Origin of the sequence: Terribacillus saccharophilus (assembly GCF_002272745.1) — a bacterium.
Classification (GTDB): domain Bacteria; phylum Bacillota; class Bacilli; order Bacillales; family Amphibacillaceae; genus Terribacillus; species Terribacillus saccharophilus_B.
Genome location: NZ_NPBD01000001.1, coordinates 236,245 through 258,315, shown reverse-complemented (window position 1 = coordinate 258,315; position 22,071 = coordinate 236,245). Strand labels below are relative to the sequence as shown.

The following is a 22,071-nucleotide window of genomic DNA, read 5'->3' as shown; positions in this document are numbered from 1 at the left end:
ATTTTTACAATTATTTAATGTTCTTTTGAACTGTCAGGGCTGCTTCGGCTCTATCTAACTGCAAAGGCTGCACATTGTTTTGTTTGATTCTTTTTGGTGCATTGATTCTTCTTTCTAAAATATCGAACACTTTTTCCAAGGAGATACTTAGCACAATAAAAATCACAGCAGCTATAAAGTAACCTTCTAACACACGATAATACAAAGCCCCTAGAGTCTGTACTTTTCCCATTATGTCAAGTACACCTAAGGAAAAGGCTAGAGAGGTATTCTGCAGAAGATTCACGATAGAAACCCCAAGATTCGGAAACGCGATTTTCCCTGCTTGCGGTATTAACGTTCTACGGTAGGTCTGCCACTTGGTTAAGCCAATTGATGCCGCGGCTTCGTACTGGGAATTCGGAACACTTGATAGAGCTGAACGGAAAATTTCCGAAAAATAAGCTGCTGTACTCAAACCATAAGTAATGTAAATGAAATACAGCTTATCCCACATCGAAATATCAATACCTATTGCTCCAAGCAAGCTAGGCAGACCATAAAATACAATGAACATTTGGACTAAGATAGGTGTTCCTCGGATAAACGAAACGTAGACTGCACTGAACTGGTTTAAAACTGGTATTCTTTCTATCCTGCAATAAGCGATTATTAGGCCAAGAAAACTACCAATCAGCGTGGCGAATAAGACAATTAACAGTGTTGTCGGCAGTGCCGACAACACTTTCGGGAATAAAGTGATGACATATTCCCATTTAAAAAACTCATTCACTCATGTCCCTCCTCTCTATTTGGAAGTCTTTTCGGCTTCTTTATTCTCAAATGGCGGTGTTCCTAATATATTGGCATCAAACCGTTCCGGTATAAGTACTTTGTACATTAGTACACCTAAGTCTCCATTGTCATTTTCATGCTCAAAATATCCCTTGTACCCCTTTCGCTCGTACATCTCTAGAAGCCAAGGATGTTTACGACCAGAAGTACCCAGAGTATAAGCGGGAGCTTTAAATGTTTCTATTAACAGGGTTTTCTCTACATACTCTAGTAATCTGTTTCCAATACCCTGTCCCGCCAATTCAGGAGCTGTTGCGAACCACCATACAAACGGATATCCTGATACGGGATTTGTGCTTTCCCACGGGAAACGAATGGTAATAGTCGATATCAATCTTCCATCACGCTCCAGGACGACTGCTGTTGATTTTTTTATGTTATCTGTTACCATCTCCAGGGTAGCATTCGTTGATGGCCAATCGATTCCCATCTCCCCAAGTGGTTTAAAAGCACCGGATAGTAATTCCAAGAAAGCCGGTGCATCCTCTTCAGTAGCTATACGAAAGATATCTTTACTCATAACTAACCTCCATTCGCAAATGTATTAAACTAATGCTTCCTTCAAAGCTTCTATATCGGGTTTCAAGACTGCTTTATATGCTGCAGATCCAGTACCGACTTCTACAACAGGGACATAGCGAATGCCATACTTCACTTCTAAGATATCCCGAAAAATATCATTTTCTGTTACATCAATCGTTGAATATGGGATAGCCTTTTCTGTTAAATACGCTTTAACTTCCTCACAATAACTGCATCCTTGTTTGCTCCATACTACAATCTTTTTATTCCCAGCCATCACACACTCACCTCATCATTATTTTTTTTATTAAAGTTATGTTCCGTATCAAGCGCTTCTTTAAGCAATCTGAACGATGAAATTTTTTCTTCGATATCTACAATGGGAGATAGTACGATAAATTCATCAATGTCATACACCCGAGATAATTCAATCATGTTTTTACTGACAGTCACCTTCGTCCCAGCGATATAGCCTGCTTTTTGGATTTTAATATAGTAGTCTGCCTTATTTGCGTCTTTCACTAGCTCTTTTGCATCTTCTACAGAACCAACATTAAGCTTTCTTCCATCAGAAAATGATATTTTTACAGATTCCTTATGTTTAATGTAAGAAAGCGCCTTTTCTTCGTCTTCAGCTACAGCAACTGTTAGTGCGAGTAAGAATTTATTATTTGCTCCTTCTAAATTGTGTTTATCAAAAGCATCCCTTGCTTCTTTTAATGCAGCTTCTTCACCGTTTATAAAATAGGCAAAAACAAAGGATATTCCCAGTTTCGCTGCAAGTTCAGCGCTCTCGGCGCTTCCTCCTAACAGAAACATTTGCGGTACCACGCTTGGTATTGGAGTTGCTTTTAAATTTTCTGTCTGCTCATCACTATCCAAATAAGCTTTCAGATCAAGTAATTTTTGTGAAAAGTCTGTATGTCCCGGCTTGAAATCTTCCTGCAAAGCTTGCGTGGATAAATTTAAACCGCCAGGAGCTTTCCCTACGCCAAGATCGACTCTGTTCGGGGCAAGCGATGCTAAAACATGAAATATCTCTGCAACCTTGTACGGACTGTAGTGCTGCAGCATAACTCCACCCGATCCAATTTTCAGGGTACTCGTCTTAGCCAATAGATAGCCGATGAGCGCTTCGGGAGCCGATCCGGCTAATTGACTACTGTTATGATGCTCAGATACCCAAAATCTGTGGTAGCCTAATTTCTCTGCAGCTTCTGCAAGTCTGACTGTATTGCGGACCGCTTGTTCTCCTTGTTCTCCTTCTCCAACAGGACTTTGATCAAGAATGCTGAGTGTGATAGACATCAATTCTTCCTCCTATGGATTTTTTATATAGAGCAAGCGCGCTATTTAATCTGGTTACCGCTTCTAGATCCAGCGCGTATTGATTCTCCTCTTGCTTCATGACTTGTTTATCTAATACGAAGACACCTGTATGTATAACAGTTGCTCCCAGATTCTGAATGACTGGTTTAAGTGCATAATCAAGGACAAGCAGGTGACCATAGGTGCCTCCTAAGGCAAGTGGCAGCACTGCCTTTCCTTGCAGCACCTTCTGCGGAAGCAAATCCAGGAATGTCTTTAGGATGCCTGAGTAAGCTGCTTTGTAGACCGGTGTCAGGAAAACCACACCATCACTTACTTTTACACGTTCAATTGCTTCTACAATTTCTTCGTTCGAAAAATCTGCTGTTAATAATGCATTACTCGGTAACTGATGCACTTGGATTACATCCAGCTCCGTACCGTCTTCTTCCAAACCCCTTTGTACATGATTCAGTACACCAGTAAGCCGGGAATGAATAGAATTTCCGCCTGTCACTATTGTAATTTTAGCCATGGTAAACCTCCTTCTAATTCCGCCTAAACCTCTTGGAATAGTTACTAATGTAAATTATAATAAGGCAAACAATCGCAAAAGTATAATTAGTAATAATAAACACGAAATTCAGCATTTTAAAATCACAAAGAAAAGAGGGGTTATCATGGAGATCCGTGCTATCCGAACCTTTGCTACAATCGTTAAACACGGCAACTTTTTAAAGGCTGCAGAAGCTTTGAATTATTCACAGCCAACAATCACGCTACACATTAAACATCTGGAAGAGGAAATCGGTGAGAAACTCCTTGAAAGAGGAAAAACCTTAAAATTAACTGAATCTGGACGAGTCTTCTACGAGAGGGCCAAAACATTATTACACGAATACGAAAAACTGACGAAAACGCTGCAAGATTTAGAGGTTGGTATTGCAGGATTGATTCGAATAGGCATCTCTGAACCTACTGCCAGTTTAGAGTTTCCTGCGATGATTGCCGACTTTAAGGATAAGTATCCGCATGTAGAATTATCTATACAAGTAGCTGATGCCAACACATTGAGTTCCCTGCTTTATCATGATGAAATTGACTTTGCCATTTGCGGAGCCCCTGAAGTTTCCATGAAGAATATTTTCAGAACACTTTATCAAGATGATATTGTCTTGTTAGTGCCTTCTTCCCATCGACTTGCAGAAAGAAATATGGTCGACGTTACCGATTTGCAAGATGAAACTATTCTATTCACTCCGTATAATTGTCCGATTCGTATTCAAATCGAACAAAATATAGTAGAGGCAATCGGCACAAAGTACAAAAAATTAGAGATTACCAGCAGTATGTCACATAAGCACTACGTGCAGGCAGGGTTGGGAGTCTCCCTATTTACACGTACCGCCCACTCCTTCTCACTCCCAGGCACAAAAATGATAGAAATAAACGGCATTAATGTTTCTCCGCCAGTCGGACTGCTCAGAAGAACCAATGACACTCCAGGAAGAGCCACTTTAAAATTAATAGACTTGATTGAGGATGCATTCCAAAAAAAGTCGTCTAATGTTATAGCTACTGCTGTCACCAAATAAACCAAAAAGGAGGTTAGCCTAAAACGGCTAACCTCTTATATATTGCATGAAATTTATTACTTAACTGCTTCTTTGCGATAAGCATTTTCTTTGTATGCCAATCCTAGATTCCCTCGCAGAGTATCAGCTGTATAAGTCTTCTCGTAATAACCTTTATCTTCTAATATCGGAATCACATGCTCCACCCATTCATTCAGACCGCTGGCAAGAATAGGAGCGCCAAAAATAAAGCCATCCGCAGCATCCTCTTCCACCCATTCAATCAACTGTTTCGCAACCTGTTCGTACGTTCCGAAAAATGCACTCTTAGGGGTAGTTACTTGTAACGCTACCTCCCTCAGAGTTAAATTATTTTCTTTTGCTGATTTTTTAATAGCATCTGTTGTTGATTTGAAGCTATTCGAACCCACGTCTCCAATATCCGGAAAAGACTCATCCAAAGGGAATTGACTGAAATCATAATGATCAAAGAATCTCCCCAGATAATTAAGAGCTTCGTCAATTGACACCAGATTTTTAATTGCATTATATTTTTCTTCTGCCTCTTCTACCGTCTTTCCAACGACTGGATGTATACCAGGGAATATCTTAATATCAGACTTATCCCTTCCCAATTTGGTGGCCCTGTCTTTCACATCACTATAAAACGCTTTAGCTTTTTCGATTGAATCAGAATTCGTAAAGACAGCATCTGCTCCCTTTGCCGCAAGATTTTTTCCTGCTTCGGAAGCTCCAGCTTGAAAAATAACTGGCTGACCTTGATTAGATCGTTCAATATTCAGAGGACCTTTAACTGAAAAATGCTTACCTTTGTGATTCAAGGTATGAAGCTTATCTTTATCGAAGAAAGCGCCTGTTGTACGATTCCTCACAAATGCATCTTCTTCCCAAGAACTCCAAAGTCCATTCACTACCTCAAGATACTCCTCCGCAATCTCATACCTCAGCGCATGACTAGGATGACTTCTGATTGTATGATTTTCTGCTGATCCCTCAAGTGGTGAAGTCACCACATTCCATCCAGCTCTCCCCTTACTAAGTTTATCTAACGATGCAAATTGGCGGGCAATTGTGAAAGGCTCACTGTAGGAAGTTGAAACAGTACCAACAAGGCCAATATGTTTTGTAACAGACGCAAGTGCAGATAAAATCGTCAGCGGCTCAAACCGATTTAAGAAATGCGGAATTGATTTTTCATTAATATAAAGACCATCTGCAACAAAAACAAAACGAAAAGCTGCCTCTTCCGCTTGTTTGGTCATCGATTGATAGTAATCAATGTTAACACTTGCATCTGCTGGAACAGATTCATCCTTCCATGCATTCATATGGCCACCTGGTCCATGCAACATTAATCCAAACTGTATCTGTTTCTTTCCTGACATACATATCAGCTCCTTTTCATTTATATGGATAACCAATTTTGTAATTATTTTAATGATAAGGCAGATGAGCAGGTAAGTATAATTGGAATTTATAAAGTGTGTCTTTATTATCTTTAATAGTTGGGAATGCCTGTACGATTCACAGCCCTTTATATAATTAGAATACAGTGCCAAAGCTAAGCAGGTATCATTAAAAATACACAAAAAAGAGAAGGCGATTTTAACGCCTTCTCTTGCAGTGCTAAATAATCATGAGTTCTTTATAAAGTTTTGGTCAATATGAAATCTATTTGTTCTTCATCACCCATATAAAAGGAATGAGCTCCAGTTTTAACAAAACCATTTTTGTTATAAAACGCAATTGCGTTTTGATTCTTTTCCCACACTCCCAGCCAAATAGCCTTCTTATTCAATTCAGTCGCTATTTCTATTGCTTTGTTCATCAGGTACTTTCCTAAACCCTGTTTTTGATATTTACTTCTCACATAAATCCTCTCAATTTCAAGTGTATCGTCATCCATTTCTTCAGACTGCGCATCACCAGTGTTCACCTTAAGGTATCCAGCAAGTTCTTCATTTAAATAAATGAAGAAGAATTGTGAAGAGGCATTTGATAATTCATTTTCTAGCTTTTTTGAGGTATATGCTTTCTCCAAGTAAGCCGCCATATTTTCAGGTGAGTTCTGCTCCTTAAATGTATCGCTGAAGGTTTCGATGCTCACTTCTTGAAGTATCTGTAGATCTTCTATGCTGCATTTTCTAATATTTATAGACGTCATTTAATGTATAGCTCCTCACATAATCAATAGTTTCGTTTGTTCCCTTTTTTCACAAAATCCCAGTCTGTTTCAATATTCTTTCTGACTCTTTGCAGAAGATTGTATAGGCTTTCTACTTCTCCTTCAGATAATCCAGCTAATGCAACCTTATCTGAATGATCATTTTCTCTTCTTATATAATGATAGACATGTTCCCCTTTCTCTGTCGGGAAAAGTTTCTTGATTTTTTGATTATATTCATCATCTCTCTTTTCGATAAAGCCATTGATTTCAAGTTTTTTTATAGCGCGCGCTGCAGTTGTTCGATCTACTTTAATCATCTCTGCTAACTTTTCTTGAATAATTCCCGGGTTTTCAACAACTCGCACAAGGTACAAATACTGCCCCCTGGCAAGATCATATTCTTTAAATTCTATATTACTTATAGAATCTAATGCCCTGGCGATCATTCCTATCTCGCGTAGAATCTCCTTCATATATACAACTCCACTTTTTTTGATACATAAATAGTAAAGGATTTTTGTTGCATTTGCAACAAAAATCCTTTTTAATGGGCCGGAAAATGTAGCTGATAGTTACAAGAGATTTATTGAGCATTTCTTTTCTATATAGACTACTTACTATCCCCTTACTTTTCGATACTTAATAATTTTAATTCGTTCATTAATTAGAAGTTTACCAACCTAGTAGCAATTGGGAGTTATGAAATCACACTCATGTAAAATCAGACATTTTGATAAGGGAAAGATGCTTCTCCCGAAGACTTTTTGCTTCTAAAATAATGTTACTTGCTTCAAAAAATATAAAGATACGCTTTCTGTTCGCAAGGTATAAGTTAATCCAACTTGTAGACGTTAAATTATGTGTTAATATATGATTACCTATATTGAATATCTTATTTAACATAGTAAGGGTTGATAATTTGGATAGTACAGATAAAAAAATCTTAGAAGAATTAAGCATAAACGGTCGTATTTCTATGAAAGAATTAGGGGAAAAAGTAAATATGTCAGGAGCTGCCGTCGCCATTCGAGTGGCTAAGCTCGAGGATAACAAAATTATTACAGGATATTCAATTAACATAGATCAAACAAAATTGAACTGTCACATGCATGTCTTCATGAACATTTATCTTAATGACATTAGCCATAAGCCATTTCTTGAATGGTTAAAAACAAAAGAACATTTAGTATTAAATAGCTTTAAAGTAAGCGGCGATAGCTGTTATCTTCTTGAGTGCAGATTTCAATCTAATGAATGTTTGGATGAATTCCTAATTGAATTAAACAAATACGCCACTTATAGATTATCAACTGTAATTAAGAGCTTGAAATCCTAAAGTTAAAAAAACAGGGCATCCAAAATTAACTGGAAACCCTGTTTTTTTATACTGCCTGTTTTTGTCTAATGCCTGCTTTTCTACCATGTAAAAAGTAATACAAGATTAATGATAAGAAAATAATGACCGCTAGAATTTGATACATACCACTATAGCCAGTGAAAGGTATTATCCCTCCAAGAAGGGTTGGACCAAACCCATTTCCTAAATCATAAAAAATCATGAAAGTGGCCGTTGCCATACCTACACGTTGTGGCGTAGCTTGACTAATCGCAACCGTTTGGGTTATTGAAGCTATATTACCAAAACCCAGTCCAACCAATACTCCAGATAATAGCAAAGTCATACTACTCTCGGTGAAGCTAAGCAGAATCATGCCAAGCCCAAAAAGAACAATAGCTGGATACATAATAATATTTGCGCCTTTTCTATCCACTAATCGCCCTGTAAATGGTCGTGATATCAGGACCGATGCTGTATATACCATAAAAAAGAAACTTGCTGTGCTTACTAAATTCATTTCCGTTGCATACAGGTTAATATAAGAGAGAATGCTGGAAAATGAAAATGTCATGATAAAAAGGATTATCGCAATAGGTATTGTTTTGTAATCAATAAAATTAGTGAAAACTGATTTCTTTTCTACGTTACTTTCTAGAGGCACTTGTGGAACATTTATTATAAAAGATGTCCCTAAAATGATACACCCAAGCACTAAACTAAATAAAAATATTAGATTGTAGTTACCATTTTGAGTTAGAAGAAGACCAATAAATGGGCCTATACCTGTAGCAAGTGCAGTACTAACTGCAAAATAACTAATCCCTTCCCCCCTTCGAGAGTTGGGAATAACAAGCGCTACAACTGTTCCAACTATAGTTGTAGCTATACCCACCGATATTCCGTTTAGAAATCTGGTTAGCATCAGAAAGTAAATTCCTAAGTTAAGGAAATAAAGTAATACAGTTAGTATAAAGAAGAATAATCCAAACATTAATATCTTTTTGGATAAAACTAGACGACCTGTAATTATCCGACCTACTAATGCCCCAATAATAAAGATACCTGCTATTAAACCAGACTCTCCTGCTGTAGCATCAAACTCATTAACTGCATAAGTGGTGATCGTAGCATTTAAAAGAAAATAGACTAGTATTAAAAAGAAGTTCATAGCTGAAAGATTAATGAAATCTTTTGTCCAAATCTTATTTGTAGTCATTTATTACCCTCCTTCCTTAATCTATAATGAGATTTTTTACTATTTATTTAATTCTCTGTTCCAAGCTAATTTATGTTCTATTAATTCATCAAATATCTCGCGAATCTCTTGATGGGATACATCACCGTTTATTACCATGGTTTCAAAGGTTACACCTTCATTTGAAATTAAATAATCTTGAGACTCAAACCCAAAAAATTGATAAAAATTCTTTCTTTTTACTCGTTGATTATAGTTAAGGCTTTCGGGATAAACTTCCTCGATATTTAGACTAATACGGTAGCTAGAATATTTCTTTAGTATCTCATTGATAGCCATTTGTCCGTATCCTTTATTTTGATAATCATTGCTAATTGCCAAATACAAGACATAAAGCATATCTTTTTTAACGATAAGATAGTTCATTCCAACAAGTGTAGAGTCATCATACAATCCATAAAATAGGTGATCGGTATCATTACTAATAGATACCAATTTATTAAATGGAACCATCTCTTCTATAGGGAACGAATCGTTGTAGATTTTTTTAATCCCTTCCATATTCTCTTCATTAACTTTCTTTAATTCTAAAGCCATATCTTGTCTCCCCTATCTCTATTTATGCTCAGGATCGTACACCTGTAAAAAATGAACTCTTTTATTAAGGAAAGCTTATTAAAAGCACTATTCTGCTAACAGATGACCTTGATGTTTTTCTGTTTTTTTGTAAGACGTTTAATGACATAGAACGATATCAAACTCATCACTCAAGTACCAAAGAAAGGTAACTTCAAAAGGGATTGACCCATTAGATGTCGGACGTGAAATAAAATGATTTTAAACCTACATTTTCACTTTTTCTTCTGAAAATAAGGGTAGATAGAATAGGATCTTGATCAGAGCGGATAAATATAATCGATACGACTATATTCTTTAAAGTACGAAAAGCCCTTTATAAACTTAAAGGGCTTTTCATAAAACTTTAATTAATCCAGGTACTATTGTACTTAAGGTTTAAAAAGAAATTGATTCTCCATCATTAGGTACAAACACATTTGAAGAAATCCCTTTATCATTGACGAAATCTTTCAAATCCACTCTGGATAAGCCCCAGTGATTAGCAGCTTCCATGTGAACACAAATAATCTCAGACCTTGGCGCAGCTTTGAATACTTCATGAACATCGTCTTTATCCATCACAATAGGTCCACCTTCAAAGAATTGATTAGCGCCTGCATTTAAGACAATAACTTCAGGTTTATGTTTTTCAATTTCTTCTTGTACACCTTCATACCAAACAGTGTCTCCCGCAATATACAATGATTTTTCATCTTGATGTTTTAAAACAACACCACTGACAAGACCAGTCATGTTGAGGATTTCCCCTCTGCCATGTTCACCTTTTGTCTTGCTCATCTGTATGCCTTCGAAAACTGTCTCATTTGTAAGCACCTCTACGTTTTGGAAGCCATCCTTACGAATCTGTTCTGCATCTTCTTCGTTTTGTGCGTACAATTTAATGTCTTTAGGCAATACCTCTTTTGCAGCATCATCCCAATGATCGATATGCAAATGTGTTACGATTACCGCATCAATATCCTTAATAATCTCTTCAACGGAAAATGGCAGTTCCATTGTCGGGTTATTTTGATCTTGTCTTGCAGCATTAGGGAATGGAGGATATGCTCCTTTTTCAGCCAGCATAGGATCAACCAAGATTTTTTTCCCCGCATATTCCACAACAAGTGTTGCATTACGAATTAGTTTTATATTCATAAATAATTCTCCTTTAAATCGAATTTTGTATAAGTTAAGTTTAGATGGTATCAGTTCATAAATACATAGATTAAATAAAGTCTTTACTGCAATCCACTTTAATTATTCAAGTGAATTACCCACTGGTGTCGAGTATATTCTCATATAATCCAAAAATTAAAAAACGCCTTTTCCTTGTAAGTGATTTACATTTACTCACTATACTTGTCGATGCATTTGAACTTTACTCAAAACTAAGTTTTCAGCATGTATTCAATACAATGCTTGTTCTGAGAGAGAGGAGTTGCAACTCCCCTTCTCACCATATAGAAAAGCTACAGTTAGATGCTCCGCAGAAGTTATCAATAAGTACTTCATTAAACAATTTGGATTTTACTTGGAAAGAACTTGTCTAATATGGACGTAAAACAAACAAAGATAGAATTCTACAACAAGGAAGGATTGTCGATTAGAAGACCCTCTTATTAAGGAAGCTTTCTGTAACGAAACTTGTTTCTTAAAGAAGATCTCTAGGAAGTAGAACGGATCAGGAGTTATCGAAGAAGTAGAGACGACCAAATAATGACAAAAAGCCCATACGCCTAAGGTCTTTTTATTAATTTTCATCCCACCTTTTTATGCTTTAATACGATTATATGAGTAAAAGGAGGAGAAAATAGTATTAGACCATTCATGTATCCAGAGTATCTGTTAGTTAGACAAAAGGTAGTTTATGATTTCATTGTTCATGAGGAAGGTTATGACCTAGAAAGGGCTTTAGAGGGGATTACAGATTTTTGAGGTTTACAGAGCAAGAAAGAGAAATGTTTGAGGGTATGTATATGGATCATGCTTCAATCATATTTGGCGAATACCCGATTATAGATAGTAAATCATATAAAAAAGCCCTCAATTAGGAGGGCTTTAACATTTAATTTTCTGCTAAAAATTCTTTAGCTACTTCATTATCAGAATCTAATTCTATAATTCTATTAGCTGTAGCAAGTGCTTCATCTTCACTGACAACCTTATCCGGTACATCATGCAAGAATAACAAGTAAGATAGATACTCTGCCAACTCTTGTTGATCAGCCAATTCAATACAACGCCTTGCGTGATAAAGTGCGGCATAATAAGCACCTTCAATATGGCAAAGTGGATTAACCAGCATATCAAAAGCAATCTCGTGCAGTTCTACTTTTTCTTCTTCAATAATTAAACCCATTATAAAAGTGTAGATAGACATACTAGGTTGATCGAAAGCAATTTCCGTTAATTCGCCATCAAGTTTCTCAAGTGATAAGTTCCTCGCAAATTTTTTCGCTTCATCAAATTTGCCTTTTAATATTAGCTCTTTGAAGTTATTAGACATATGTTAGCTTACCCACCCATTACTAATGTATACTTTTCCAATCTTCCTTGTAAAAGTAACTGTAACAGTTTTCCCACTCATTTTCATAATCTTTTTACGGACTTTTTTATACGCACTCTCTTTACCATGACGCATATGCGAGACATTACTTTAGAGACATCACTCCAATTGTTACCTGTTACCTTACTCCAATTATGTTTACCTGCAAGGATATGTTTTCTTTTATTAGCATCTAATCTACTAACAGATGTAAGTACTTTACCATAACTTTTAGATTTCACAGCATTTTGTGCAGCTTTCTTACCGTACTTTTTAATTGCATAGCTGATACCATACCTTGCTACAGCTGCCACAATAATGATTGGTAGGGCTGATGCCGTCATTTGAGTAGTATCAACTTCTACCATATCTCCAGATTCAGTATCTATGAAAGTTGCAATAAACTTATCACCTTCAACATCATGCACAATTACGTCATAATTTTGATAAATTGACTCGCCATTTTCATCAATTACTTCACAGGCCCTACAAAACCAATCTACAGTTAAACCTTTGAGCTTACCGCTACTTCTGTGCCGCTTCCAAAGATACCTCTATAGCTTCTCCTGAGCTGCCTTTACGAAGCACTTTCTCTAGATTTGAAGCAACAGCTGAAGCTGTCTTGGCCGGTTGCTTGATCTTAACCTTAGCATCGCCTTCCCATCCATTGACATAAGATTTAACGTCAGAAATGAAGTCAGACCACGTAACACCGTTTGGGTTCAACCAGCTTTCCGAATCGCTTCGTCGCTCTGGATCTAGAGTTTCATGAGACACAATACGTTTGCCCGGATCAATACCAAACTTCTTACACAGATAAGCATGATACCAGACGAAACGGTCATATGCTTTAGCGAAATTACCTGTCCGGCCATAGTTCAATACCGATAGCATCATCATTGGCATCATCTCCGAACATACGATTATCAATCGGTTTTTGTATTGAACATGATAAGCAACTTCGTCCAATGGGATGATTTCCAATATAGTGTTATCATCAATAAACGTATGAGCGGAAGCAGCTATTTTTGTCCCTTGAAAATAACGGTAATGGATCAGCATCAGCACTATTGTTTGCTGTTTCATGTGACACTACGAAGCTTAGTTTACCACCTGTTAGTTTCTTCCTCGGATGCGCAACTTTGTTTGTAATGTATTTCTGCTCAATAGTGAGTGTACTTATCTATCTTTAATAGCCATCTTATATCCTCCCCATTAAAAAAGGCCGCCACTAGGCAGCCTTATCATTATTATTGTTATGTGAAATAGTTCTCTTACCTAACGAATACAAACCTGATGCTGCCAGGCCAGCGAATCCCCCTGCCCATAAGCGTAAAACTACATCTAATTCAGTAAATGGCCATGCTAGGAAACCCACAAGCAGACCTGTTAATAAGCTAATCAATGGCAGATATCTCTTGTTCACTGTGACTGTCTTTTTTACTAGCTGTACTAAAGCAATTACAACAGGGCTAATGATTGAAGCAAAGGTCATTACCTCTTCCATATTTCATCACCTCTCCTGTAGTTATTCTTATTAATTTCTAGCTGCACTACATGGTTCTCCTTCTTTTTTAGAAATGTCCCAAGATCCATTGGATAATTAAAAAGACAACCCCGCCAGTCCCTAGATACTGGATAAGGTTGTCCAAGTTAGTTGCTTCAACTTTGTTGTGTTCTCACGCTTATGCTTCCGATCATCGAATGAATACTGGATTACCTGACTAATAATTGCACGCTGCTCTCTTCCTTCAGCCAGCACTGTATTTTCTTTTAAGCATTCCGTTCTCATTTCCTCGAAGTTCTTTTCGAGAGGTGAAAAAAGTTGAAAAAGAGATTAAATGGGGGAGAAGAAAATGCCGGAACCATCGGAGGTGAACTAAACCATGAATGAGGTTGTGCAAGATCATGAACGCAGGATTGTTATTCCGAAGCCTCAGCAGCAACAATCACAATTCCAAAGTTTGTAACTGATATGCTGAAAGAATACAGACGCCATTGGTTGAAAGAGAAAATACTGGCTGGAGACCCCTGGCAATGCGGGGATAAAGAATACCTTTATCATGATAGGTTTGGTAATCACCTCTATCCCGACAGCCCTTCTAAGAAGTGGAGGAAAATTCGAGCAAAGCACAATGTAAAGAAAAATAGGTTACACCACGATTTCCGGCATACAATGGTTGCCCTTCTTATGGAAGAAGACGACGTAAACCTTTTATCTATTTCTAAACAAGCTCGACACACAAGCTCAAAATTCACTGCAAAGAGACGGGAGCAAACTATAAATCAGTTACAAAAATACAAACCTTCTTAAATTGGTCGACAAACGGTCATATTAGTGTTCTTATTTCTAAAGGAACATAGAAAAACCCTAGAACCATTGCGGCTCTAAGGTTTTAGTTAGTGATTCCGACTGGACTCGAACCAGCGACCCCTACCCTGTCAAGGTAATGCTCTCCCAACTGAGCTACGGAATCGATATGTAATGTAACGTCTTGTATTATTTTATTAAAGATCTAGAGCCTTGTCAACGCTTTTAGGAAAAGTCTTTTCAACTAATTTGATTGATTTAATTCCATTAAAAAGAAAGTTATATATACAAAGTCGACCTTTACGAAAACAAGTTCCACCAATAGTAATATCTAAAAGATAAAAGTCCTTTTACGCACATAGTTTTTTGTTCAGCTATATATAGCCTTCTTAAGTTCACCTGTGTAAAATTAGAATTATCAATCAATTAGGGGTGGTTTTAATGCATTTGCATGTAAATCTCAGTCAAAAGCAGCAACAAACCCTGAGTCTAACTCCTTCTCTTCGGCAATCCATTTCTATATTACAGTTTTCATCTGCTGAGCTTAACGAATACATATTGGACCAGATTCAAACCAATCCTGCCCTTCAATTAGAGGTAGCTCCTTCCAAGGAGCGGGAACCTGGCTGGTCTAATGTTTCTGCTGCATCTACTACATACGACTGGATGGTATCAGAAGAATCTTTGACAGAGCACCTGGACCACCAAATTTCCCTATTATCTATTACACCTGATTTAAGAGCTGCTTTACATTATCTAGTAGGAAATATAGATGATAAGGGTTATCTTGTTCTGGATAGTATTCATGCGATGACAGCACTTTGTATCGATGACAACCAATTAAATGAAGCAATCACTATACTACAAAGCTTAGATCCTCCTGGAGTTGGTGCTAGAAGCTTACGCGAATGCTTGCTTCTACAAATTAAGAGTCCTAATTCCCTTGCTTATAAGATTGTCGACGAACATCTAGGGCTACTAGCAGAAAGAGAATACGAATTACTTTCAACCATTCTGGGTGTGGAATCATCAGATATCTACGAAACAGAATTGCAAATCAAATCACTACATCCCTATCCAGCGATGAATTTCAAAACGAAACCTACTCCATATATTGCAGCAGATGTAATTCTTAAACAAACAGACAGCGGAATCAGCATTATTGTGAATCAAACACACTTGCGAGCGGTACAACTTGATTCTTCCTTCTCTGCCATGCTTCATACCGACTCTTCAAATGAAGTAAAACGATACGCCAAGGACAGTATGTATAAAGCCAATCAGTTGATTAGAGGACTGGAGCAAAGGCAACAAACTCTCTACAACATAACGAAGGAGATACTTGCGTTCCAGCCAGATTTCCTTAAAGAAGGTACAATCAGCTTAAAGTCCATGACACTGAAAAATATTGCAATTGCCGCGAACGTCCATGAATCAACCGTCAGCAGAGCAACTAGCAATAAGTACATACAGACCCCACTTGGAGTCTTTACATTCAAACAACTCTTCTCCAGAGGGGTCTCTGGCACAAGCACAGATGCATATCATTCCGTCTATAAGATTAAGAAAGAGATTAAAGAAATTATCGATAAAGAGAGGAAATCCTCACCTTTATCAGATCAGAAAATTGCAACCCTACTCCAGAAGCATTCCATTGCCATATCCAGGAGAACAGTCGCGAAATATCGAATGGAATTAGGGTTTGAGGATTCAAGAAATCGAAAAAAAAAATGAAAGCATCAAAGAGATGACTCTTGATGCTTTCATTAGATTTAACTTATAGCTTCCGCTGCTACTCCTATACATTCTTTTTCAAATAACTCACATAAAGTCTGCAGCGCTTCCCTCTCATCCTCCCCTTCTGCCATAACTTCAACAATCATCCCATTCGCTATTCCAAGAGTCATGATACCAGTTATAGATTTCATATTGACTTGTGTCTCCTCAAAACCAAGATAAATATTAGATTTAAATTTATTTGCTGTTTGAACTAGCTTTGTTGCAGGCCGGGCATGAATACCCATTATATCTGTAATTCTAAATTTCTCTAAGAACATACTATCTCCCTCTCTTCTATCAATAAACAAAGGATTCGTTTCTGATTTTTATAATGTCATAAATATATCCAATCTCCGATAAGGGAATTTCTACACCGTAGTTCTCTTCGATTCTATAGAAAATACGCTTCATAAGATGCACGAACGTTTTATGTTCTTCACCAAATTGCTCCATATCAGAGTAATATTCAATAGGACTTTTCTTGACGAGCCGTTCAACGAGACAACTCATATGAATATACAGACTCATTAAAGTAGGATTTGAGAACGTGATGTTTAATTCTTGCTGAATTCTTCCGAGGATGTCGCTAAGATTATCAATGAGCTTGTCAGGATTAAGAATTGTGAGATGATTAATTACACTTTCCAGAGAGAAAAGCTTTAGCATTGTTTCATTCAATTCTTCAATTTTTGCAGGAGGGAGTATCCCACGAAATATTTCATTCAGTTTATTCGTGTCTTTCTCTGAGATTATGTCTTCCATAGCTACAAAGGGAATATTCGGTACCTTTGGATCTAAGGTACCCACAATACCAAGAACATTGTAACTAGTAAAGACATGTTCCTTAAGCCCATTATTTTTTAAGCTCAAGAAATCATAGGGAAGTACTGTGATTTTTCTCGTGTTGCCAATACCTTTCATGAGGAGTTCTTTAATTTTCACTGCAGTTCCCATACCCGTACCACACGTTGTGATGATAGCATTGGTCTTGTTTTGCTCATCCTTGATTAGTTTGTAGGTAGGTTTGATAGATGCTGTAACACGCTTAAGAATTTGCTCTATCTTATCTTCACGCAAAATGGATTCTCCAACTTCAATTGCCATGGATGTTGTAATATTATTTAATAAACCAATAGGACCTGTACCCTGAGGTTGCAAATGGTTTTGCAAGTCTGTAAGTGAGCCCATATCAACAAGAAAAATGACACCGTTAGTCGTATCAATAGCTTCCATATAATCCTCTATTTTATGAATGATATCAAAAGGAGACACATCTAATGGCATATCGAAAGCTTCGAATATGTTCTCGCCAAGTACGCTGTTCGCTACATGAGCTATACTGCTGGCTGTCGCAAAACCATGTGAAACTATGACCGACCTGATTCTGTCAGATCTCTTATTTTTCTTTAACCCAGATAGATATAAAGCAATAACAGCAATATCCAGCTTGTTAACGTATACATCAAAGGTATCCCTAATTTTGTTGACTATCCTATTCGCGTAGGTCACTTCATCCGGCAGCAATAATCGGACGCCATCCAGCACCTGTTTGGTAGTGCCCTCTTCTGTAGCTGGAAGAGCTGAGCTACAGGCTTCGAACAGATAATGTGTTAGCCCGATAATAAAGCTTCCCGGAAAGAAAATCGATTTTTCAACCGGTCTATACTCCATGTAAGTAGTGATCAGTTGTTTTAGACTAAGAAATTCTACCTCCCCAACTACTTTTTGATTGCTGTACATGATTCGATCAATTTCCTGATTGACAAGGATAGTGAGCTCTGAGATATCATCCTCAAGATCCGCGTTACTCGCAAATTGTTCTATAAGCGACTGGTATATACCATTCAATTTACCTGTTGCTTGGTTCAAAAAGGGAAAATCATTTACAATCTTTACTGCCGGATGTATGGATATAGATTCATCCGGCAGTTCCAGTACATGTTTTTGTTTATTGAGTAGATAATACTCGACAATTTCCTTAGGCAAATGACGTTGTTGAATATGGATCCCATCATCTACTACTAAAATAGATTCCTGATAAGCTTTCGCACAAGAGGTTGTAATTACATTCTTTAACTCTCCTACATTTCCTTTGGGACGATAGGCCATCAGTGCTCGGATGACATCATGCTGGATACTTAATTTAACACCAATATTCCTGCTCTCTTTTTCATAGAAAAGGTGAATTAAGCGAAACTTCTCATCGTCAGATCGTTCCCTTAATGGAGGAATCGATGTGATAATCGGAATTCTTCTAATGAAAGTAGGCAGAAAAGTTTCTTCTATTCCTTCTGTAGTTGCAAATAGAAGTCTTACATCTGATCTCTTCCACTTTTGATTATCCCCTAATGGGTGAAAAACACCTTGGTCCATGAACAAGAACAACTTCTCCTGTCCTTCCGCAGATAATCGATGTACCTCATCTAAGAAGAGAATGCCCCCATCTGCGGCCTCGATAATGCCTTTTGTATCTTTCACAGCGCCGGTAAATGCTCCGCTAACATAACCAAAGAGATTAGCTGTGACTAACTCTGGATTATCTGCGAATTCCGCACAGTTCATTGTAAGGAAAGGACTCTCAGGAGCAATGAGATTGCTTTCCAATGCGTATTCATACGTTAATCGCGCCAAATTGCTTTTTCCTACACCTGTTTCTCCAGCAATCATGATTGGAAGTCCTCTTGGAGGATAACTTATAGCTGCTTTTAATTGCTCTATTTGAGTGGACAAGCTTCCTTCTGCACCGATAAATACAGAGTAAGAATCCTTTTTATTGGTATCTTCCTTACGCAAATAGTGAAATAACTCTTCGTAACTTGAAAAGCTTGTTTGGGCGACAGACTTTTTGTAGTGATCTTCCAAGTGTCTCTTCATGTGAAAATAAACTGGCCTAGTGTTAACCTTAACCATATCGCCAGAACGATTAAGTTCGTTTAAATACCTGCTTGCAGCACTTCTACTTATCTGCATCAATGCTGCAATTTGACTTGCATCAATTCCAATCTGGTCTCTATGTTGATCTGGCAGATTAGCAGACAGATGTAAGATTTGTTGGATTATGTTATCTTTTATCATATCGAATTCATCTCCCTATCCGACCTACTGAAACTCTACCTTTATATTATATCTATAATTTTCTTAATAGTTAGAAATTATTTAGACGTTAGCCACCTTACTTCCCATCATTGTATGGAAATTAGGGAACTTCGGAATTGCTGCATCTATTCCTTTATCAGCAGATAACAACGATGATAAGATTTGAAGCGGCACTATATACTCGAAGGCAGAGAAGTCTTCCTGCTCTTGGAAGGCAAAGGCTAAATCCTGATCAGAAGCTTCAAAGGTACCAACTTTACCTATCACGTAACAATGATCAGTTATATTTCCCAAGAACTCTTTCATATTGAGCAGCCTTTCCTTATCTTTGTGCTCTGAGGCCAAAAATATAATGAAGCTGTCTGAGCTAATACAGTTATAAACGCCGTGCATGTACTCTTCCATTTCATAACCGACTACAGGAACTCTTGCAGTTTCCAGGAGTTTCAATGCCCCTTCAAGAGCTGTAGCATAATTTGTGCCATATCCTATCACAGCAATATCCCTCGCATGATAGAAATCATCCTTAATCTTTTGATACCATTCTTCCGAAGCATGAGCCAAAGTATCAAGGCTGGTGAAAGTAGTTTGCAGGCTATCTAACAATTGTTTATCTTGCTGCCCTGAAGCCTGCATGGCGAAAAGAATCAAAGTAAGAATCGTCCCAACATATCCTTTTGTCTTAGCTCCTGCTTTCTCAACCGAACCGATGGATAAAGGAATAAAATAGTCAACTGTGCCTGCTAAATCACTTTCTGCATACTCGGAAATTCCGATAGTAGGAAAACCCCATTGCTTTGCTTTCTCAATTCCATGAATTGTCGATAGGCTCCTGCCGCCTTGAGAGATACCAATTACAAGCTGTTTTCCGCCTAAATGCAGCTGCTCCCGCTCGAAATGTGTTGGATACATAACAAATACCTGTTTATTTAGCAATCTTGATATCGTATCTTTCGCCACTAATGCTGCATGATAGGAAGTTCCGGAACCTATCACATAAACGTTCTCGATTTCGTTATTTGTATAAGCTTGCAAACTGTCCCCAATAATATCTTCCTTCCCTTGTAAGATAGATGTGAGAACTTCCTTTTCCTCATGGATAAATTGATTCATTAGATTTGTTTGCATAATGCTTCCCCTTTCAAATTATAAATTTTATAGAATTCCAGCCCATTTACCTAAAATACCAACAGCAATGATACCAATCATTATATAGTTCACTTTGACACCTTTTTTCAGCATCAAAAATAGTAGCAGGGTAAGTCCAAGCGGCAAGATATTTGGCATGATTTGATCTAGTGTTTCCTGTAAGTTAACAGTTGCTCCCTGAATGCTGATTTCCAATGGAGTTGTAAATTGTACCAGTGTACCGGTCATAGCACCTATTACGATCAATCCAAGTATGCCCGCACAATATGAGACTTTTTCCATATTTCCCTTTTCATATAAAGAACTTAGAAGCGTAGTTCCCTGGTTATAACCCCAAAACGTACCTTTGTAACGTAAGAAAAAGTGAGGGATATTGTAGAGTACCAGGAAGAGAATCGCTCCAAGAATGTTTCCTTGACTGGCAAGCGATATTCCAATACCAGCTGCAATAACACGAAAAGTTCCCCAGAAGAAAGAGTCACCAATACCGGCTAACGGTCCCATCAAGGCTACCTTTATCGCGTTAATAGAAGAAGAATCGAAAACTCCTTTTTCCCTTGCATTCTTTTCTTCCATTGCCGTTGAGATTCCCATGACGAAACTGGAAACAGCAGGAGTAGTATTGAAAAACTCCAAATGCCTTTTTAAGGCTGCGGCCAAATCACTCTTCTTCGGATAGAGCTTTAATAGTATAGGAATCATCGCATACAGATAGCCTAAAGCCTGCATCCGCTCATAGTTGAATGATCCTTGTAGGTGAAAAGATCTCCAAAAGACCCTTCTTAATGTTTTTTTATCTACTATTTGATCTTGATCAGCACTCACTTGGTGATTTATTTGCTGTTCCTCCATTAGAGAAGCACCTCCTTGTCCTTATCTGTTGGCATAAGCTGATAGATAACGACTGCAATAATGGCTCCAATTACAGCAACAGGTGTGATATCGAGTCCGAAAAAGACAGCTAAACCAAAGCCGAGAAAATAGAAAGGCGATAATTTTTTAGTGAATGTCATTTGAAGCAAGAGTGCAAAACCGAGTGCTGGGAACATATTCGCTGCAACTTGCAGCCCTTCGGTGATCGTTTGAGGAATAGCATTGACGATGCCCTCGACTACTTCAGAACCTAAAAGAATCCCCAAGAAGTTCGGAACAAAACCGTTAAGGAAAAATAGTCCCACTGCAAGCCAGTGCATCAGTACAATTTTTCTTGCATTTCCTTCTTCGGCATATTTATCTGCACGATGTATAAAAGAAGTGTTAATTGTCCGTACGAGGATTCCTAGAGATTGAGCAAGAATGGCAATAGGAACCGCCAATGCTAAGGCAACCTCAGCTCCGCTGTCCGTCATAATGGCAAAAGCCGTTCCTAAGATACCTCCAGTTGTTACGTCAGGTGGTGTTGCTGATCCAACACCAACGATCCCCATCCATACCAGCTCTAATGTAGCTCCGACAATGATTCCGGTAGTGAAGTCTCCCAGTACTATTCCTACCAACGGCCCCATGACAAGTGGACGTTCAAACATCATCTGCCCAAATATTCTTCCATCTAAAATCCCAATCGCTCCGAGCAACCCGATTAGTATGGCTTCTAATATCATAGGATTTCC

At 37.8% G+C, this 22,071-nt stretch carries 22 protein-coding genes, 1 tRNA gene and 1 pseudogene; 3 read left to right on the top strand and 21 right to left on the bottom strand.

The annotated features are described in order from the left end of the window. Positions 1–10 precede the first annotated feature (10 nt). The 5 genes from CHH58_RS01275 to ssuE are packed head-to-tail and all read right to left on the bottom strand — an operon-like array spanning position 11 to position 3,199. Entirely contained in the window at positions 11–772 is a 762-nt protein-coding gene (locus tag CHH58_RS01275) for an amino acid ABC transporter permease (protein ID WP_095233058.1), read from the bottom strand. 15 nt (positions 773–787) lie between these two features. Continuing rightward, the gene (locus CHH58_RS01270; RefSeq protein WP_095234766.1) at positions 788–1,354 is read right to left on the bottom strand and encodes a GNAT family N-acetyltransferase; all 567 of its coding nucleotides are present in this window, start codon (positions 1,352–1,354) and stop codon (positions 788–790) included. Between the two features lie 24 nt (positions 1,355–1,378). Continuing rightward, positions 1,379–1,633 (bottom strand): glutaredoxin family protein, encoded by a 255-nt coding sequence (locus CHH58_RS01265; protein ID WP_095233060.1) that lies wholly within the window; start codon positions 1,631–1,633, stop codon positions 1,379–1,381. After that, positions 1,633–2,664 carry an LLM class flavin-dependent oxidoreductase gene (locus CHH58_RS01260; protein WP_095233061.1) on the bottom strand — a complete coding sequence of 344 codons (1,032 nt, stop codon included), beginning with the start codon at positions 2,662–2,664 and terminating at the stop codon, positions 1,633–1,635. The genes CHH58_RS01265 and CHH58_RS01260 overlap by 1 nt, the downstream gene beginning before the upstream one ends. Then, on the bottom strand, positions 2,639–3,199 hold the full coding sequence (gene ssuE / locus CHH58_RS01255) for an NADPH-dependent FMN reductase (RefSeq protein ID WP_095261879.1): 561 nt from the start codon (positions 3,197–3,199) through the stop codon (positions 2,639–2,641). The genes CHH58_RS01260 and ssuE overlap by 26 nt, the downstream gene beginning before the upstream one ends. Positions 3,200–3,344: 145 nt before the next feature. Here ssuE and CHH58_RS01250 point away from each other — a divergent pair, with 145 nt between their 5' ends. Continuing rightward, the gene (locus CHH58_RS01250) at positions 3,345–4,259 is read left to right on the top strand and encodes a LysR family transcriptional regulator (protein WP_095231295.1); all 915 of its coding nucleotides are present in this window, start codon (positions 3,345–3,347) and stop codon (positions 4,257–4,259) included. 56 nt (positions 4,260–4,315) lie between these two features. Here CHH58_RS01250 and CHH58_RS01245 read toward each other — a convergent pair whose 3' ends face one another. From CHH58_RS01245 to CHH58_RS01235, 3 genes are all read right to left on the bottom strand, one after another. Next, entirely contained in the window at positions 4,316–5,644 is a 1,329-nt protein-coding gene (locus CHH58_RS01245) for an LLM class flavin-dependent oxidoreductase (RefSeq protein ID WP_095261878.1), read from the bottom strand. 260 nt (positions 5,645–5,904) lie between these two features. After that, positions 5,905–6,423, bottom strand: coding sequence for a GNAT family N-acetyltransferase (locus CHH58_RS01240; protein WP_095261877.1), 519 nt, complete (start codon positions 6,421–6,423; stop codon positions 5,905–5,907). A gap of 23 nt (positions 6,424–6,446) precedes the next feature. Next, entirely contained in the window at positions 6,447–6,899 is a 453-nt protein-coding gene (locus CHH58_RS01235; RefSeq protein ID WP_095231321.1) for a MarR family winged helix-turn-helix transcriptional regulator, read from the bottom strand. Positions 6,900–7,345: 446 nt separating this feature from the next. Here CHH58_RS01235 and CHH58_RS01230 point away from each other — a divergent pair, with 446 nt between their 5' ends. After that, positions 7,346–7,762 carry an Lrp/AsnC family transcriptional regulator gene (locus CHH58_RS01230; RefSeq protein WP_095261876.1) on the top strand — a complete coding sequence of 139 codons (417 nt, stop codon included), beginning with the start codon at positions 7,346–7,348 and terminating at the stop codon, positions 7,760–7,762. Between the two features lie 46 nt (positions 7,763–7,808). On the opposite strand, the gene CHH58_RS01225 is transcribed toward CHH58_RS01230, so the two are convergent. The 8 genes and pseudogenes from CHH58_RS01225 to CHH58_RS01185 form a co-directional block, all read right to left on the bottom strand. After that, positions 7,809–8,981: an MFS transporter gene (locus CHH58_RS01225; RefSeq protein ID WP_095261875.1), complete on the bottom strand. Its 1,173-nt coding sequence runs from the start codon at positions 8,979–8,981 to the stop codon at positions 7,809–7,811. Positions 8,982–9,020: 39 nt separating this feature from the next. Further along, on the bottom strand, positions 9,021–9,557 hold the full coding sequence (locus tag CHH58_RS01220; protein WP_095261874.1) for a GNAT family N-acetyltransferase: 537 nt from the start codon (positions 9,555–9,557) through the stop codon (positions 9,021–9,023). Positions 9,558–9,974: 417 nt separating this feature from the next. Then, the gene (locus CHH58_RS01215; RefSeq protein ID WP_095261873.1) at positions 9,975–10,736 is read right to left on the bottom strand and encodes an MBL fold metallo-hydrolase; all 762 of its coding nucleotides are present in this window, start codon (positions 10,734–10,736) and stop codon (positions 9,975–9,977) included. A 910-nt stretch (positions 10,737–11,646) separates the two neighbouring features. Beyond that, the gene (locus CHH58_RS01210; protein WP_095261872.1) at positions 11,647–12,087 is read right to left on the bottom strand and encodes a hypothetical protein; all 441 of its coding nucleotides are present in this window, start codon (positions 12,085–12,087) and stop codon (positions 11,647–11,649) included. Between the two features lie 3 nt (positions 12,088–12,090). Continuing rightward, positions 12,091–12,599, bottom strand: a pseudogene (locus CHH58_RS01205) (SAR2788 family putative toxin); the annotation flags it as partial. A 52-nt stretch (positions 12,600–12,651) separates the two neighbouring features. Beyond that, positions 12,652–13,212: a peptidoglycan recognition protein family protein gene (locus CHH58_RS01200; RefSeq protein WP_095261871.1), complete on the bottom strand. Its 561-nt coding sequence runs from the start codon at positions 13,210–13,212 to the stop codon at positions 12,652–12,654. 145 nt (positions 13,213–13,357) lie between these two features. Beyond that, positions 13,358–13,633 carry a holin gene (locus CHH58_RS01195; protein WP_095229998.1) on the bottom strand — a complete coding sequence of 92 codons (276 nt, stop codon included), beginning with the start codon at positions 13,631–13,633 and terminating at the stop codon, positions 13,358–13,360. An 897-nt stretch (positions 13,634–14,530) separates the two neighbouring features. Then, a tRNA-Val gene (locus tag CHH58_RS01185) sits at positions 14,531–14,603 on the bottom strand. 275 nt (positions 14,604–14,878) lie between these two features. Between CHH58_RS01185 and rpoN the strand changes: the two genes are divergently transcribed. Next, positions 14,879–16,171: an RNA polymerase factor sigma-54 gene (gene rpoN, locus CHH58_RS01180; protein ID WP_095261869.1), complete on the top strand. Its 1,293-nt coding sequence runs from the start codon at positions 14,879–14,881 to the stop codon at positions 16,169–16,171. A 38-nt stretch (positions 16,172–16,209) separates the two neighbouring features. Here the strand turns inward: rpoN and CHH58_RS01175 are convergent, their stop codons facing one another. From CHH58_RS01175 to CHH58_RS01155, 5 genes are all read right to left on the bottom strand, one after another. Further along, the gene (locus CHH58_RS01175; protein WP_095261868.1) at positions 16,210–16,494 is read right to left on the bottom strand and encodes an HPr family phosphocarrier protein; all 285 of its coding nucleotides are present in this window, start codon (positions 16,492–16,494) and stop codon (positions 16,210–16,212) included. A gap of 19 nt (positions 16,495–16,513) precedes the next feature. After that, positions 16,514–19,291 (bottom strand): sigma 54-interacting transcriptional regulator, encoded by a 2,778-nt coding sequence (locus CHH58_RS01170; protein ID WP_095261867.1) that lies wholly within the window; start codon positions 19,289–19,291, stop codon positions 16,514–16,516. A gap of 81 nt (positions 19,292–19,372) precedes the next feature. Further along, entirely contained in the window at positions 19,373–20,440 is a 1,068-nt protein-coding gene (locus tag CHH58_RS01165; protein WP_095229985.1) for an SIS domain-containing protein, read from the bottom strand. A 27-nt stretch (positions 20,441–20,467) separates the two neighbouring features. After that, positions 20,468–21,313, bottom strand: coding sequence for a PTS system mannose/fructose/sorbose family transporter subunit IID (locus CHH58_RS01160; protein WP_095229982.1), 846 nt, complete (start codon positions 21,311–21,313; stop codon positions 20,468–20,470). Further along, complete coding sequence (locus tag CHH58_RS01155; RefSeq protein ID WP_095261866.1) at positions 21,313–22,062, bottom strand: PTS mannose/fructose/sorbose/N-acetylgalactosamine transporter subunit IIC; 750 nt, start codon at positions 22,060–22,062, stop codon at positions 21,313–21,315. The genes CHH58_RS01160 and CHH58_RS01155 overlap by 1 nt, the downstream gene beginning before the upstream one ends. Positions 22,063–22,071: the final 9 nt, after the last annotated feature.